This window comes from Caballeronia sp. RCC_10 (assembly GCF_041360715.1).
GTDB lineage: Bacteria > Pseudomonadota > Gammaproteobacteria > Burkholderiales > Burkholderiaceae > Caballeronia > Caballeronia grimmiae.
In genome coordinates this window covers 1-15,492 of the sequence record NZ_JBFUPT010000052.1, presented here as the reverse complement: position 1 = coordinate 15,492, position 15,492 = coordinate 1, and the positions used below count along the sequence as shown (strand labels likewise).

12 protein-coding genes are annotated in these 15,492 nt (G+C 58.5%); 3 read left to right on the top strand and 9 right to left on the bottom strand.

Annotated elements, in window-relative coordinates; all coding sequences use genetic code 11:
- Positions 1 to 669 precede the first annotated feature (669 nt).
- Complete coding sequence (locus tag AB6804_RS30155; RefSeq protein WP_370889573.1) at positions 670 to 1,881, top strand: HNH endonuclease; 1,212 nt, start codon at positions 670 to 672, stop codon at positions 1,879 to 1,881.
- A gap of 937 nt (positions 1,882 to 2,818) precedes the next feature.
- On the opposite strand, the gene AB6804_RS30150 is transcribed toward AB6804_RS30155, so the two are convergent.
- The 5 genes from AB6804_RS30150 to AB6804_RS30130 form a co-directional block, all read right to left on the bottom strand.
- Positions 2,819 to 3,187: a hypothetical protein gene (locus AB6804_RS30150; RefSeq protein WP_370889572.1), complete on the bottom strand. Its 369-nt coding sequence runs from the start codon at positions 3,185 to 3,187 to the stop codon at positions 2,819 to 2,821.
- Positions 3,180 to 3,593, bottom strand: a complete 414-nt coding sequence (locus AB6804_RS30145; protein WP_370889571.1) for a DUF6088 family protein — start codon at positions 3,591 to 3,593, stop codon at positions 3,180 to 3,182. The genes AB6804_RS30150 and AB6804_RS30145 overlap by 8 nt, the downstream gene beginning before the upstream one ends.
- A 127-nt stretch (positions 3,594 to 3,720) precedes the next feature.
- Positions 3,721 to 5,067 (bottom strand): type II toxin-antitoxin system HipA family toxin, encoded by a 1,347-nt coding sequence (locus AB6804_RS30140; protein WP_370889570.1) that lies wholly within the window; start codon positions 5,065 to 5,067, stop codon positions 3,721 to 3,723.
- Positions 5,064 to 5,621 (bottom strand): HAD domain-containing protein, encoded by a 558-nt coding sequence (locus AB6804_RS30135; RefSeq protein WP_370889569.1) that lies wholly within the window; start codon positions 5,619 to 5,621, stop codon positions 5,064 to 5,066. Before AB6804_RS30135 ends, AB6804_RS30140 begins: the two co-directional genes overlap by 4 nt.
- 351 nt (positions 5,622 to 5,972) lie before the next feature.
- Positions 5,973 to 7,085, bottom strand: coding sequence for a hypothetical protein (locus AB6804_RS30130; RefSeq protein ID WP_370889568.1), 1,113 nt, complete (start codon positions 7,083 to 7,085; stop codon positions 5,973 to 5,975).
- Positions 7,086 to 8,323: 1,238 nt separating this feature from the next.
- Between AB6804_RS30130 and AB6804_RS30125 the strand changes: the two genes are divergently transcribed.
- Positions 8,324 to 8,626, top strand: a complete 303-nt coding sequence (locus AB6804_RS30125; RefSeq protein WP_370889567.1) for a helix-turn-helix domain-containing protein — start codon at positions 8,324 to 8,326, stop codon at positions 8,624 to 8,626.
- Positions 8,627 to 10,514: 1,888 nt separating this feature from the next.
- Positions 10,515 to 12,506 (top strand): hypothetical protein, encoded by a 1,992-nt coding sequence (locus tag AB6804_RS30120; RefSeq protein WP_370889566.1) that lies wholly within the window; start codon positions 10,515 to 10,517, stop codon positions 12,504 to 12,506.
- A 761-nt stretch (positions 12,507 to 13,267) separates the two neighbouring features.
- Here the strand turns inward: AB6804_RS30120 and AB6804_RS30115 are convergent.
- From AB6804_RS30115 to AB6804_RS30100, 4 genes are all read right to left on the bottom strand, one after another.
- Positions 13,268 to 13,654, bottom strand: a complete 387-nt coding sequence (locus tag AB6804_RS30115; protein ID WP_370889565.1) for a hypothetical protein — start codon at positions 13,652 to 13,654, stop codon at positions 13,268 to 13,270.
- 29 nt (positions 13,655 to 13,683) lie between these two features.
- Positions 13,684 to 14,244: an outer membrane protein assembly factor BamE gene (bamE, locus tag AB6804_RS30110; protein ID WP_370889564.1), complete on the bottom strand. Its 561-nt coding sequence runs from the start codon at positions 14,242 to 14,244 to the stop codon at positions 13,684 to 13,686.
- Positions 14,245 to 14,268: 24 nt separating this feature from the next.
- Complete coding sequence (locus AB6804_RS30105) at positions 14,269 to 15,147, bottom strand: peptidoglycan DD-metalloendopeptidase family protein (RefSeq protein WP_370889563.1); 879 nt, start codon at positions 15,145 to 15,147, stop codon at positions 14,269 to 14,271.
- A gap of 72 nt (positions 15,148 to 15,219) precedes the next feature.
- Positions 15,220 to 15,492: hypothetical protein (locus AB6804_RS30100; RefSeq protein WP_370889562.1), on the bottom strand; the 273-nt coding region annotated here is incomplete at its 5' end.

Here is a 15,492-nt window from a genome sequence, read left to right as displayed (position 1 = left end):
CAGGCAAACTGGACTTCTCCGCCTTCAACTCGCATGCCCGCTGAAGGCCGTTACCCACTCCGTTTTCAAAAGAGCCAATTTTCATTGTTGTATCCCCGGGTGCGCATTTGGCAAACCTGTTATATGAACTGCGGCAAAAGCGTACCACGCTCAGGTCGACAGCTGTCCTGCAGTTCGGTACCTGGCCCACAAAGGTCGCGCGAATGAAGCCGCCCGCCGACGAGTGCGTGCGCGCTGCGCCTGAGCCACGGGACGACGCGTCGAGAAATCGCTAAACTCAAGCTACTGCGATTCGGTTCGGAAACACCGTGGGAGCCAGCTATGAGGCGAGCAAGGGTCATCTGGCCGATGGGCGCTTTGGGTGGATATGGTCTGAGCTTACTCGTCGGCTGCCGTCTCGGTGCCGACTACCCGAACCCAACGGCCAACGCGGTCTTTTGACTCCTTGAATCGCCCTTCGTCGCCATGTGGGCGTTCGCCGGTCTGCGCCGGAAACTGCTCCCGAACGAGGTGTATATCTAGCCGCGGTCCGCGCGAATCATCTGGCCCGCCATTCCGTTCTTCTACTATCTCGGGCTCTGCTGGTATGCCGGCCTGGACCTGACGGTACGTGCCCATCTGACGGGTGCCCTGCTGTGTGCGGCCGCTTCTGCCTACGGGTGCTCGCTTATGCCAATATGGAAGTCCTTTCTCGACCTCCCGGACAAGGCCGGATTCCACGGCCCATTGGTTAATTTCTTCAAAGCTGGTTTGAATACTTTGATGCGCGAGCGCGGCCTCCAAAAGCCGGCCGCTGACACTCACAGGTTCATCGGACGAGACTACGTGCCCCAAGTTGAGTCGACTTCCAATATGCCTGCACGCCGAACGGTCATGACCGTAGTGTGGACGGTGAACGATTTGCCCGAGCCGTATCGGCTTGCCGTTTTGAAAAACATGGCAGACAAAGGGCACGACGTGGTTCGCTTCGGGGCGACAGGCAAGGGCATCCAACCGAACTACGAGACCGGAAATTCGTCCGAGACAGTTGCCTACAACGGCGGCAACCACCAGCCCAGCGGACGCAAGCGGTACAACCGTAAGCACCTGCTCGACACATATCGCCGCGATGGCTCCACAAGCCGGTTCGTCATCGCCCAGGAGGCTCGCGCGACAGTCGACGATTTCCTGGACGCTTTTCGAGCACTCAAGCGCATCTCGCGCGACGCGCTCGCAATGCTTGATTGCCACGCCGATGCGCCCGCAGCGCGCGCCACCCTCGAGGAGCTCGCGCATCACTTCGAGCCGGGCGCCGATGAACAACGCGTTGAAGCGCTCACAGATGCCTACATGACGTTCGCGGAGCGGGTAGCTCAGCGTATCAAGCTGCCCCATGTTACCGGACTCGACGTCCTGGCGACGTGGGATGCGGCGACGCAGGCATGGACGCTCAAACCGGAAGTGAGACGAGCGCTAGAAGACAAGCTGGCGGCCGAAGCTCAATGGACCGCCTCGCTGAAAACCAAGCGCAACGTCACGAAGAACGAACGTGTCGGGCACGACCAGTACAGCAGGGAACTCCGTGAGCTGTGGGACGGCCGGTGCGCAGTGACAGGGTGCTCACATCCCTCGGTGCTCAGGGCGTCTCATGCGACGGCGTGGGCAGAAGCGTCGGATGTAAGTCGCGATCCATTCAACGGGCTGCTTCTTCACGCCAACCTCGACGCCTTGTTCGATAACGGAGAAATATCGTTCGACGATAAGGGGAAGATGCTCATCTCGCCGCGTGTCCCGGGCGAGTACCTGGACACGCTAGGCGTCCCCAAAGGCGGGCGCTTGTGGCGCATCTACCCTCGGAATCTACCCTACCTCAGGGCGCACAGAAAAAAATACGGGTTTTGACGGCAAAGGAGAAGCCGCACGTCCGGGCTAGCTCGCACTTCTGTCCTCTTGGAGACGTCATATCCGACTCAACGAGCACTTTTGCTCGGCGACGTGAGGAACACATCAAGAAGGACTGCCGTGTGCATGCAATGCGTTGCTCATAGCCGTGACGCTGCCTCAGACGTCGAATTGGTATCACGAGAAAGCCAACTGGCAGCAGTGATGCTCGAGCGACTGCGACCCGCACTCGACTGCCTTCAGCTAACCGGCGACGTCTTGGCTGCTGCTGGCGACTGCTCTTCGACGCACATCATCGCTTAAGGTGGTGGAGCGGGAGATGGTCGAGCGGGACGTCTTGGAGGCGATGGAGGCGCATGCTCAGGCTTGGCCGCAAGACGTGGTGAACTTGGTAGTAATTGGGCCACCCAATGCGCCTAATTGCTCAAGCCGAGAATCCACAGCCGTCCGCGCGGACTTTTGGCGACATTTCGAGGCGTGCGATTAAGCCCCGCGCGCTCAACACGCGCGGGGCTTTGAGGGAACAAACGCCCAGCAAAACGCCATGTCACTTTGCACAGACGCGCGGAGCTTAATCAAACTCCGCACAACCCGCAGCGCAAAATGCGACCGCATCGCGACCGTCACCGACTTTGCCAGATTCCGCGCCTTATCGACCTCAGACAATTGCACGGCGCTAATCTCGGGCAGTGTGTCTCCGCTGAAGAAAGCGGCATTGAAAGTTTCGCGCGTTGTCAGGACCTGGGCGAGCGAAGAGCGTCACGACCTGCTTGGCATGGAAAACACCGCGTGTATGTGCCGGTCCAGCGTCGGACATATGAGTCGCATCGCTACCGGTTCAATGACGACCCTTATGGAAACTACAGTACAGCACTCGGGCAACTTGCGGTCGCCCATGGCTGCACTTAGGTGCTCGCCGGGGACGGGCCAATGCTGCTCATTGCGGCAACCCCGCGGCGAACAATTTGCGAGCAATAGTGACGACGTCGTCGTCCGCATCGACGCGAACAGGCGCGTGTTCAGCGACCGGCACGCCGTCTTTGCGCACGAACGTCGCTCTTGCTGCTCCTTCGCTGATTTGGATGTCGAACCGCATCGTGATTCTGCCGTCGTCGCACACAAAGATTGTTAGCGCGTCTGCATGAGGGTACGGTCCCGGCGGCTCGACTTTGAGCAAAGCACGAGCCGCACGCTCCCAGAGGTCTTCTCCCGGGATGGGCGTATACCGTCCTGTGGCGACAAGGGGCATTGCAGACGCAAGGTCATGAGCGAAATAGGCTCCGGCGTGTACGCGGACTTCAGTCATCGATAAATCCTCGCTCGTAAATAATGGCACGCGAGCCGACTACTATTTGACGCGTTATGCGACGGCGGCCGGTGTTCACAACAGGCTGCACTGGAACTTGCGTTGTTCTACGGCTGTTATAGTCACGAGCGGCACGGCCGGGCGACACATCGATGCCCAGCTTTCTGAAGGTTTCCCACGCGATGTGTTCGAACGTCGCTGCTGGCGTCAGCTCACCCGTAAACTTATTGACACGAGTTTTTGCGTAAGCTCCAACGCTCACACGGATGAGAATCTTCGCGCGAACGAGTCTTGCGAGTACCCGACCGACCTGTGCATTGCTGCCAAGATGTCGGAGTTCTGCGCGAAGAATCACTACGTCGCTGGTCTGTTCAAGAAATCGGGCGACACGGTCTTGTACTGTCATTGTCTCGCATGACATTAACTCGGTAGTCGGGCCCCGCGCCGGAGCTCAAGAACCAGCCAGCGAAGCCCGCGGAGTAGCCGCAAATATGGCGATACGTTTGTTTGCTGAACGCGCAGCGATTCGGCGTTCAAGGGAGCTTCCGACGGAGCTCGGGGCTCGCTATGTCATCAATACCTCGGAAGGCTGATGCCACCTTTTCGATATCCTCTGCATCCACGCTTGATTCTTCGAAATGCTGTCGCCAATCGCGAACGACGTCCCACGCTTCCGCGATGTACTCGCAGGCGAGCTCTTCGGAAAGCCAGAACTTTTGATGCCATGAAAAGGCATTGTCGAGTGTTGCCGCTCTTCCTTGTTCGCCAACCTGCAAATGCAGGAACCGCTCGAAAGCGAAGCTCGGTCGCGGCACAACGTCGAAGCAGGGACTCAGCTGCCACGTATGAAAGGCGTCGTTGTAGATATAGCCGGTGTTGCGAAGATGTCCGTCATCATTGCTCACAAAGATGTCGACGAGCATGCGCTTATAAATTTGCGCGGCATCGTCAAAGCCCACATTGGTGCGGCTATGCTCCAGCCCGGCAGCCGCGATATCGGCGTACGACGCGAAGCGAGAATCGGACTCATTGCGGCCCGTCATCGACAGTGCGCTCACGTAAAACGCGCGATGCTCGACAGTTCCGGGTCCCGGTTCGGAGAATCGCTCTTGACCTAACGGGTGCGATTCCGAACCGCCCGAAGGAGCCCAGAACCGGTCAAATCGCTGAGAGAGGAAAACCTTGCGGTCACCGACCGCCACTGTTTTGACCCCAGGCACATGGACACCAGCCTTTGCCGCCAACGTCAAAGTCGCGTACTCGACAGTTGAGACGTCGAACGGGTCGCTCCTGGTTGGGAACTTCGCAACCCACAATACGCCCTTCTCGTCGCGGAACGAAGCTTTCGGCCGAGCTCCGCCGAGGCCTGTTCCCTGAGTGAAAATTGCTTGTAGCTCGGACGGCAGCGAAAGTCCGTCGTCGATGCGAACGGCAGCCTCAGTGAGTTCTGCCAAGCAGACCGATTCCTCGCTTTGCGGGGATAGCTCTGTGGACGACTCCAACCGGAAGTCAAGCGCGCCGGCCCGATGCGGCCCTGCGTGCAACAAATACTCGGCCTCCTTGAGTCCATTCAAAGGAGCACCGAGCTTGCGCTGAATGACACGGCGGCCGAACGCATCGGGTGTCGCGTCGCGGAATGCGCCGAACAGCGGCAAGTGATTCTTCGGCACTCGCAGTTCGCCCGGCGTGAGTAATTGTTCAGGGAACGACAAGCTCACCGGGTCCAGCCCGACCCGATTCGGCAGTGCGTTATACCCTTCGTCATATTCGAACGTCGACGACACATGGCCGTCAGTCTCCTCGGCCATGACGAGCCTGCCACAACGGGTCCAATTGCCATCGAGATGAGCGAACACGAGAAGATGCTCTGCGCTAGTCATGCTGTCTTCCCAAAAGTAGCCTCGAGCTTAGACTCAAGCTCAAAGCGTACTCCTGGCTCACCAATGCCGAACATCTCATCTGTCTTCACGAGATGGTCACGGCACCACTGCGGCCAGCCTTCTGCGTCGTCGTCGATTGCAAGCCATCGTGCTGGCCGTCGGCGGAGCACGTCCGACCAGATTTGCATACCTCGTGACGAAGCCATGAACGCTTCGCGGTCCATTTCACTATGGTACGTCGCCCCAATGACACGGTTACGAAGGCCCGTCGGCAGATTCGAAGACAGTCGAGGAATTCGTCCGCGGTACCTATTGACCCATGATGTACTGAGAACGATTCGGACGTCGGGATAGTTTGTTAATAATCGGTCGAGCAACGGCGCTTGCTCAAAGAGTTCATGACCCGGGCAGTTCAATAAGAAGGGCCCGACACCATGCTTCGTGTAGACCTCGCTGGGGTGAAGGCATCCATCGAAATCGACGTACAAGATGTACCCACCGCAATGCTTAGGCGGCGGAACGTGGAAAGTGGGTTCAGAAAGTCCTGTCAACATGTCACTGTCCACAACGCACGAACGGTCGAAGTACCCGAAAATCGCATTCCAGAACCGCCGAAGGTTGCAGTCCGGCTGCATCGAGCAACATGCTTAAGCCTGGTGAGCAGGTCATTTTTTTTTCGTGCAGTGACAGCCAATCTTGGTGGCAGCCTGTGAGTCGTACTCACTCGTTTGTCCTCTCATGTCGGTATCGAGGTCGTACGCCCAAGGTTTTTGCGTCTTCACTCCGCTGCGGCACAAAATTTCATTGAACGCATCGAAGTCTGCGCTCACATGGCCGTCTGCGACAGAAGTGCTAGCGAATTCGACGGGCTCACTCATAACTCTCATAAACACAGGGCTTCCTTGCTATCGAGCTTCGTCCCCACTCAGGCGTTTGAGGTATTCGAATGCAGCCGTGGCAACGGATACAATGTCGTGCTCTTCGCACCGTAGCGTTGCATTCATCTTCGTCGTGTTGGCGAGGGGTTGTGCAGCGGATATTTGCCACTCCCCTGCTACGCGATGGACGCAAACGAAACCTTCCAAGACGCTGCCCGATTCACCTTCGAACGATTTCTCGATAAACGCAGTGAAGACGCTGGTGTGCGGATATGGCGCGAACGGATATTCGAAGCCGAATTCGTTCATCGTCGCGCCAGCTCGGCGCCAGAGGGGCATTCGGGGGTCAAGCTCGGCGGACACAGTGTAGAGTGGCTCTACTGTCGCGGGTGCTGCCTCGTGGTGTCCTTCAAAGAACCTGACCGTAGTTCTCGTGGACTCCTGAGCCCGCACCATCGCAGAATGCCGAACCCGCTTGTAGTCCTTGTTGTCATCCAGCATTTCGATTGGGCGGCGGCCACCTAAGTGGCCCCACGCTGAAAGCAGGAAGTCGAGTCGGCTGGTCTCAGAGACAGATTGAAGTAAGCGGCAAACTGACTGCAGGCGCTCTGGGTTGATTCGAGGGTTTGCAAAGATGCTCGGATAACACGTGACTCCATCAACGCAGATGCCAAAGACGCGGCCTTGCTCAACGAGCACTTCAAGCTGCTCGTCCGTCATGGACAGCAAGCGAAGAAGCAATTCACGCGAAATGAGCGTCCCGTCTTCGAGCATGCCTCGCCGACTGCGCAGCGCTTCAGTCTCAATCCAGTCTTTACCTAGCTTAGGAACTTCGGGCGCGAAGTCGCCCACAAACATGTAGTACAGATTCGCACTGCTCGCAGCAAGGAGGACAACCTTCTCGTCGACCGTCCTATCGTACTGAGCGTCGTAGTTGATGATGGCGCCAAAGTAAGAAGGCGCATGAAGAGACTGCGAGAGCCCGTCATCGCGGAAGTGAACCTCGCACCGCCAGTCATCCTGCTGTTCGACGCGGCGTAGCTCGTCCGCTGCCGAGATGTCTGCAGTGCCGGAGAGCAGCAGCACCTCGGCTTCCTGGTCGAGCGCACTCAGCTTTGATATCAGAGTCGAGACCTTCAAAAATTCTCCTTTCCAGTCGGTCGGACGGTACTTGCTAGGTTTGAGCTGTCAATGCGGGCGTATTCGAAGTGCTCGTTCTCGAACTTAAGGCAACCAGGATTAAGTGCCGTCGACGCGTTACGCGCGTAACCAGCCGGGTTTGTGAGAACGCGGCATCAGCGTCGTGTGCTGGTCGGTGAGCGTTTCGGCAGGGAACCGCCGCAGGAAATGCTCTAGGTGAAGGTCTGATGCCGGTTGGATTCGCATGAGTCAGTCACATCGATGTCAAGACGTCGAACTGTCCACGGCACCCTCGGCCTAGTTCGAGGGGCGCTGGACGCCAGGCTCGCCTGGGTTGCGCATCCGCTTCATGAGGCTTGCTACGTCTTCCTCGTGTTCTAGGGTTGCAAGATGCAGTAGGACCGCGAGCACGATTTCCGTAGCTGTCTGCGAAGGGTCGAGACGCATGCGCCGGAATTCAATCAACTCATGACCCGTTGCGACGGCTTCACCGCGTACCCGTCCAGCGGAATTGATAGAGACAGTGAATCGAGCAGAGGCGTCTTGTACTCGTGCCCGGCTGCGCTCAACAAAGCAGGTCACGTGCGTCACGCGACGCTGCTTTGACGTCTCCGTCTGCGTGCGCGGCCTCGGTTGTCTTGGCGGTTCTGGCGGCACCGGCTTCCCGTTTTCGTCGAGGTCGAGTATTGGCATCTCGCTCTCTTGCCTATACAACGCTCTGTATGCATCTCCCCAGATGTCTCGGCTACCGCTGTGCTCAATGCAACGACCGTACAGGATGTGTGCTCCTTGCAAGCTATAGCCGAGGCGACCCCGATACACGCCGATGAACAAGTCTTCTCCGGGGCGAAACTCCACGGTGTCCAAAACCGAAACTGAGGCCACTGCTCCTCCTAAAGAACGTTGTCGGCGTCACTCATCTGCGCTGCCCGTGCCCCTAACGTTCGTGATGACGACTGCGCGCCAAAAGGCCTCGAATTGGATGTGCTTCGACAAGCGTTCTCGCCAGAACAACGTTATCTGCAGTCGAGTTCGGGGGCGCTGCTTGTAGCCAATTGGGCTTGACGAGCTGCGTGCTCGTCCGGAGAGCCACGCTTCTGAAGCCAATGCTGCGTGGGCGCGAGCCAGTAAGCGAAGTCTAAGACTTTTAATATGCACTGTAAAGAGTGCAAATTTTTAAATTGCCAATTTATATACGGTAGCTTCGTCGCTTGCGATAAGGGATGCTCCTGTCGCATATGGAAGACACCACAACACCACAGCAGAGGGCTGCGCGGCTTCGGCTCGCGACAAATCTCAAGCTGCTGCGCGGCAAAGTAGGCATGTCGCAAGAGACCTTGGCCGACCACGTCGGGCTGCATCGGAATCACGTTGGTCTTATCGAACGAGGGCTGGCCAACGTGACCTTGGACAATTTAGTTTCGCTTGCCACGGCGCTTGGGGTCGGAGAGGCACAACTGCTCACGGAACCCGTCGGGGAACCGGCGCCCATCAAGACTGGCCGCAAGAAGAAAACTGGCGAGGCGAAGCCTAAGAGTTAATTGGAGCCAGTCGGCTTGCGAGCGAAGCCAGCGAAGCCACCTGCGGTTGCAAAGAAACCGAGCACGCGCGGACCCGGCGGACGACCTCGTTAGTAAGGACAGACTACTCGGGTTGGACCCTGCGGGTTGTCGTCGACCCGGAGAACGCGACTGCCCTGCAGGGACGTCGCGACTTTCAAGTTTTACGTCCTTGCGGCAGCGCAAGCCCGCACGGCAGACCAAATTTTAGCCGCGTCGCCGGCAGGCGTCGGCCGTCGTTGCCGCGCTGGTCCAAGCCTTGGCAACGGCCGCCCAGCTTCACGCTCGCTGCTCGGTCAGCTAACGCCGAAACAACGCACTGCGGGGCTGTACCGGGCACAGCCTCGTCCATGGCGCCCGCGCCTTTGGCAGTTGGCGGAGTTTCAGATGCCATAGTCGCCTTCTCCAACTGATTCCGGCAGGTTTAGGCTAACAATAGGGTAATTTCGTTGGCGCGATGGCAAAAAACCCTAGGCGTGCAGGGAGCCGATAGGCAGCTTCGGCAAAGCAGTAAAGAAAGAGCCGAACGTCCGCCGTTCCATGAACCGGTCCTGTGGCGCATGCGTCGATTTCGCCAATGACGGAAAATTCAATCCCGTCTCGAAAGCTTGCTTTCGGTATCCTCAGTGCCGGCAACTCCGACGCTCGCCGCGTTGGTATCTGTAGCGTCGACTACATTGTCGACTCAGTTGCGCCCGGAGCATCCCGGGCCATCTCGGTTCCCCAGACGCTGGCCGACGACGATGGCAAGCCGAAGAAGATTTCTCGGGCACGCGCGGCTCATTCGTAGGTTCGGGTCGTCTAGTATATTTCCGACATGCTGGATGTCGATAGAGCAGCGTATGGAAACGCCGAGTTGTGTGCCGAAGCTTCGCGTTAGTGGCCAATACGGCAAGCGCGTCCTCGACATTGTCTTTCCGGCTCCCTCGCTTGCGTTGTTAAGTATCGGCGACGCCGGTAGCTCCGAGGGCACCCGTGATATTTGTTTTTAGCCCACTACTGTTCATGGCTACGCATATAGCGAGCGCGCCTCGTCCCGAAAGTTTTGCGCCGCCCTAACACAAGGTCTGCGTTCCCACGCGTTCAATCGATGCGTCGAGTATGCGCTTACCATCAATCTTCCCTGCCATTTAGGCGTACCTCCGCAAATACTCGTCTTCCCTTTGCAAATCTTCGGAGTGAGTCCTTTCGCTATAGAAGACTCTCTTCTTTCTGATTTTAGAAGGACTCTCATATCATGGAGAACTCTTTTTAACACCTTTAGCGAGACAAACTTATACGGCCCCGGCTAGGGGAAGCTTCGTACCGATGCCAATCAACGCTCGGGCAGTCTTCTCATGCTGCGCAGGTCCACCGCGTTCAAAGTCCACCATCAACGGCTTTCGGCTTCTACCAAGCTTCGTGGCTGAAAGGCCGCGACACGCTCAGCTGGCGACCACCCGACTGTAAATGAACGCCGGGAGACGGAAGCTGTTCACCTGCGCAATTAAGTCCAGTGACTATAGGTAACGAGACTCGGGACGCATGCTATCGCCCTCCGACACGACGTCTCGCTCGCCACGGAGCGGCAAACGTCTTAACGTCAATCGTTCCGTACTTTGTGAATCAAATCCGCATTACCTCCGCGCGGTTCGACGTCGCGGCAGCCTGTTCCGCATCCTTCAATCATCGCCCTAGCTGTTGGCAGACCGCGCCCCTGATAGATAAGTCGCTACATGACAGTTGCGGACTATTGCTTCGCAGCGCTTTGTGCAAGCGCATTTAAGCGGCATCTCTATATAGCGAACCACCAACTACGCATCATCGGTCCCCGCCAAAGACGTAACGGACGGCTGGGCATCTGCCTGGGGGGCAAATGTCTGGAGGTCCTATGGCTAATTCACGCGAAATCAAGCACTTGGAATATCCTCGTTATCGTCTGCGTCTTTGCCATAACGAAGGCCCATCTCAATCTTGGCGGCTCGTCGGTGCCCTTGAAGACTCCTCGATGTCCTTAACCTACAATGAAGTAATCGCAGCAAGAAAACGTGACCTCGTCGCACCTGCAGAAGAAGCCGTCTCAACCGCAACGCAGATTCTTCGTAACCACTTATCGACGCTGCACTCGTATTTGGCTTTTTCAGGAAAAACCGAAGACTCTAACGTCGGACGCGAATTTCTCGCCGGATTCGACGAAGGGTCGCAGTCGTACCTTGACTCCCTACATGTAAAGGCACGAACGAAGAGCGACCGACGCAGCCATCTTCGCGCTTGGTACAGCGTCGTTTGCTCGTTACGAAGCCCATCCGTCCGTATGCCAGTGGGCTCACCTACGGTGGAAAATCAAAGTCCGTTTCACAAACTGCTTCGACACACAATCGCATCGACAGGCTTGGCGGCAAAAACACTCGCCAGGCGCGCTGGCGCTTCGACGTCCGCCATCCAACGCTGGCTCAAGGGCGGCTACCCTGATAGCCGGACGTTTGCGTCCGTTCACAGAATAGAGGCCGAGTTGGGGCTGGAACGAGATGCGCTACTGGCCCTAATTCCATCGAAAAGCAGTTCCAACGCGCAGTCGTCCCACCAATCAATTCCCTTTCGCGAACGCCACCGCCTGAACACAAAGAAAAAATATTGCTTGTCATACGCTGACATGTCGGAGGATTTTCTTCGAGAGTGGTTTGACTTCTTCGACTACAAGACATCGAAAAGTCCGCAGCTTGAACGGTCCGACGGGGGTTCGTGGCGGGTGCTGCCGTTCGACAAGATTGGGCGCAACCTTTCGCCATATGCGCGTCGGGCAAACAGGGGCTGCCCCACTGCCGATATCGCCTTGACCCGTATGCGCAGCTTCATTGGCTACCTAACGCTTCCGATAGAATGCGGCGGGTTTGGCGTGCCCGCAGACGCGGCCCAATCGCTCGCATGGCTCGCCGTGCCGTCTGCAATTGAGGGCTACCTCGAATTCATGAGCGACCGTTCTGACGGCGCGGTCCATGCCGGTCACGCGGGCTTTTGCGCGTTGGGAGCAAGTTTGACGAACGCCAAAACCGGTTACCTAGCGCAGCAGCCGTCATTCGCGTCCCGAGTTCCGGCACACTACGTTAGGCGTTCGTGGGCTGACACTTGTTCCGAAGCCTATCAGCTCTATAGGCGATGGGCACGCGACGCCAAAGAACAATCTCGCAAGCCTTACGAACCGATTCAAGGATTACTCAATCTGTCCGAGCCGCTTGCGCCGTTGTTTCGTGCTGTCGAGGCTCTCGACGAGTTGGCTGCACAGGCCGCACCGGGAAGCACCCAAGAAAGTGTGTACAAACGCGATGCATTACTGCTATCCGTACTGTTGGCCAATCCATTGAGAGCGCGCAACTGCATCCTCATGACTTGGCGCGAAAACGGTACCGGCTCACTCTATCAAAGGGAAGACGGGCAGTGGCGCTTGCGATTTGGTGCTCGAGATTTTAAGAATGACTACCACGCCGCACAGACCGACTACGACGCGCCACTCCCACGCTCGATGAATCATCGTATCGAGGAATATCTTTGCGAGCACCGCCCGCGACTGCTTAAGTGCAATCCGAGTGGCGCTTGGCTATTCCCGGGAAAGACTGGAAAGAAGTGGCAAAATCTGAACAAGCAAGTGGCACGTCGCACCCGTGAGCTCATCCCCGAGACGCCAGGCTTCGCGCCCCATGCTATTCGGCATCTCGTCGCAACGGATTGGCTGCGCAAGCACCCCGGCGACTACCTTACCGCGGCGGAGTTGCTGCACGACAAGCTCAGAACCGTCCTTGAGAACTATTCCCACCTGCGCCAGGATGATTCATTCAATCGTTACGAAGAGCATTTGAACGCTGTTGGAGCGGCAATGAAAAAATGACGCGTCTGCACGTCAACCGTGCAGAGGCATCGGCCCAGTCGGGATGCTAATTTCCCCAGGCACCTTGGCAAGACAGATGGCTTGGAGTGCCTCGGCGCGGAATCGAAACGGAAACCCTTTATCGGCTTCAAGTCTCGCGAATCTCGCCGCGCCGTTCCGCGCAAACCCAAAAGGAAAAGTCCTATTCACTCGTTGCTGGAAGGCGTTGAAACGACAGTCTGTTCCAGCAGAAGGCACTTGCTGACATGACTGCTGTTGAAACCTCGCTCTTGAACTGTTACCCCAGCCTGCTATCCTGACATCGTGTAGCAGCCGCAAAGCAAGGCGGAGCAGGGTTCTGACAGCGAACGTCGCGAGTCCCTGATTCGCCACCAGTTGCAAGAAAAAGCCGCTGCTCCCCCAAGGACAGCGGCTTTTTTGTCGTCTGCGATCGGCGTTTCAAAGGCGCAGAACACGCATCGTCGGCAAGCTCAATCCGACTTCGCAAACAACGTTCGACGCCGTACATTCATACGAATCCGCCCGACGGATACTTTGCATGCGCACCGGGGAACAAGCAGTCCGCGCACATGAGAGACCACAACAGGAAGGGCGGCGCTCGATCGAGCCGTGGGTAAAGGATGGGCGCGTGCAGCGCAGGTCTTTGCCAACGTCCCGACGGGCAGCAGACGAAAAGTCATCGCTCCGACAACGAAGCTCAAAGCCGGCTAATCGCCGGCTTTTCTTTTTCCCGCGCCCGTCTCGTGCCGCGTTAGCCCGAATCAGCGATACCGAGCAAACACCGTCCGCGCACATTCATCGCACCATCGACGCTGCGCGACGTCTGCATGCGCGTCCCACACATGGCCATACGCGCACTGCCACGTAAGCGGCGTCATCGCGTTCACATAGCCAAGCGACAACAACGTCCCGCCGCGCGCTTCGGCCAGCGCGCGCGCCAGGTTCGTCTGGCTTTCCCGCCGATGCCCCGCGCAGTTCATGCAGCGAATGTTCTGCGCCACGTCCAGCGATTGATCCCAGCGATGACCGCGCATGCACTCCCATTGCGCGGACGGTTCGTCGTTCGCTTGTCGCGCCGCGCGCTCCCTATACCGCCAGGCCTCGTCGCTCAGCGCCAGGAATATGTTGCCGTCGTGTTTGTCGATCATCGTCCCAAGGCCTCAAACCTCGCTCGCGCTCAATGCCGCCCGCCGCCTTCCGCCTCCGAACGCGACGTCGTCACTACGATGCCGTCCGGCCCGAAGTGCGCGTTGAACATGGCGTCACGATTGACGCCGTCTTCCAGCCAGTGCCAACTCCACACGTGTTCCTGCTTCAACCGGTATGCGGCGACGGTCGTGGGCTTGCCGAGCAGCCTGCGCACCTCGTCCTCGGTCATGCCGGGCCGCACCTTCGCGAAGTTTTCCGCGGTCAGCACCTGCGTCACCGAGACGAACAGCCCGTCCGGATCGAGGTCCACCATGTAGGTATTCGTGCCCGCCGGGCCGCGCGGATACTCAAGGCGCTTCGAGCCGTCCGTGAACGTGCGCGTGATTTCGGGCTCGCCCATCTGACTGCGGATCTGCGCCTCGGTCGTGACGCCCGGCTTCAGGTCCTTCAGCAACAGTGTGTCAGGCTTCACCGAGTTGAAGAACGCGCTGAGCTTGTTCATCGCATCTCCGCTTTGTTGCTGATCGCAGCCGGCAAGCAGCGAAATCGTGGCTGCCGCGACGAGCGCGGCAAACGAGAGCTTCTTCATGTGTTTCGACTTCCTTCGTGCGACTCAACCGCCCGCGCCGAGCAACGGCACTGGATCGACGGCAGCGCCGGACTTCCTCACTTCGAAATGCAGCACTGCCGATCCGCCCGGGCCAGTGCCCATGTCGGCGATCGTCGCGCCCTGCTTGACGCTGTCGCCCTCGCGGACCAACAGCTTGTCGTTGTACGCGTACGCGGTCAGATAATCGTTGCTATGCCGGACGATGATCATGCGCCCATAGGACCGCAACCCGCTGCCCGCATAGACCACCTTGCCGGACGCCGCCGCCTTTACCGGCTGACCGACCTTCCCCGCGATATCGATGCCCTTGCTGCCGCTCGCCCCGAACTTGCGCACGATTTCGCCCTTGGCCGGCCACGCGAAGGTAGCCTTCGCGGCGGACGCATGCTCCTCGGTGGCCTTCGCCGGCGGCGCTTCGGCGACCGGCTTCGCGGGCGTCGCAATAAGCGGCGGCAAGTCCTTGCCGCCAGCAGCAGAAGGAGCAGCAGCCGTTGCCGTTGCCGGCGCGGAGCCCGCTGCGCCCGGCGGCGCGACACGCAGAACCTGCCCGACGTTCACCTGCTTGCTTTCCGTCAGCGAGTTCCATGCGGCGAGGTCCGCTGGCTTCTGTTTGAAGAGCCGGCTGATGCCATAAAGCGTGTCGCCCGGCTTCACGCGATAGAACCCCGGCGCGACGGGCGCCGACGATGCCGCCGTCGCGGCGCTATTCGGCGCGCTCGCAACGGCGGGCGGCGTCCTGAGCGTCGTGTTCTCGACGATTGGCGCCGGCGACCTTGGCGTCGACGTGCATCCTGTCAAGCTCGTCACCGCCGCCATGCCTGCCGCGAGCGCGATGCCCGCGACGACCGCCCGATGACGCGGCCCAAAAAGTCCTGTTTGCATCGACACCCACTTTCCCATGCTTTGACTTTGATCTCTTGCAAGCTCTTGAATCTTTCCGCGTGAGCCGCCTGGCTAGCACACGGTCAAGCCGATGCCATACACCGACGTGCCGACACAACCGACAACGCCACACCCCGACATCAGCACGCCGAGCGCCAGGGCCGACATCGCCGTAGGACGACGCGCGCACCACGCGTCATAAACAATCCGCGCCTGCGCTCGAACGAACACCCGCCAGCATAAAACATTACGGTCCCGCTTCGCCGAAGTTAAGGAGCGTCTGCACAATTCGTTTCGGAAGCATGCGACAGGCGTGACGTAGACTGGATGGAAAGATTTTGCATT

What these genes read in the sequence shown, in the direction of transcription:
- AB6804_RS30120 (WP_370889566.1), top strand. Translation starts at nt 10,515, where the DNA reads ATGGCTAATTCACGCGAAATCAAGCACTTGGAATATCCTCGTTATCGT.
- AB6804_RS30105 (WP_370889563.1), bottom strand. Translation starts at nt 15,147, where the DNA reads ATGCAAACAGGACTTTTTGGGCCGCGTCATCGGGCGGTCGTCGCGGGC.
- AB6804_RS30115 (WP_370889565.1), bottom strand. Translation starts at nt 13,654, where the DNA reads ATGATCGACAAACACGACGGCAACATATTCCTGGCGCTGAGCGACGAG.
- bamE (WP_370889564.1), bottom strand. Translation starts at nt 14,244, where the DNA reads ATGAAGAAGCTCTCGTTTGCCGCGCTCGTCGCGGCAGCCACGATTTCG.
- AB6804_RS30150 (WP_370889572.1), bottom strand. Translation starts at nt 3,187, where the DNA reads ATGACTGAAGTCCGCGTACACGCCGGAGCCTATTTCGCTCATGACCTT.
- AB6804_RS30140 (WP_370889570.1), bottom strand. Translation starts at nt 5,067, where the DNA reads ATGACTAGCGCAGAGCATCTTCTCGTGTTCGCTCATCTCGATGGCAAT.
- AB6804_RS30145 (WP_370889571.1), bottom strand. Translation starts at nt 3,593, where the DNA reads ATGACAGTACAAGACCGTGTCGCCCGATTTCTTGAACAGACCAGCGAC.
- AB6804_RS30155 (WP_370889573.1), top strand. Translation starts at nt 670, where the DNA reads ATGCCAATATGGAAGTCCTTTCTCGACCTCCCGGACAAGGCCGGATTC.
- AB6804_RS30135 (WP_370889569.1), bottom strand. Translation starts at nt 5,621, where the DNA reads ATGTTGACAGGACTTTCTGAACCCACTTTCCACGTTCCGCCGCCTAAG.
- AB6804_RS30125 (WP_370889567.1), top strand. Translation starts at nt 8,324, where the DNA reads ATGGAAGACACCACAACACCACAGCAGAGGGCTGCGCGGCTTCGGCTC.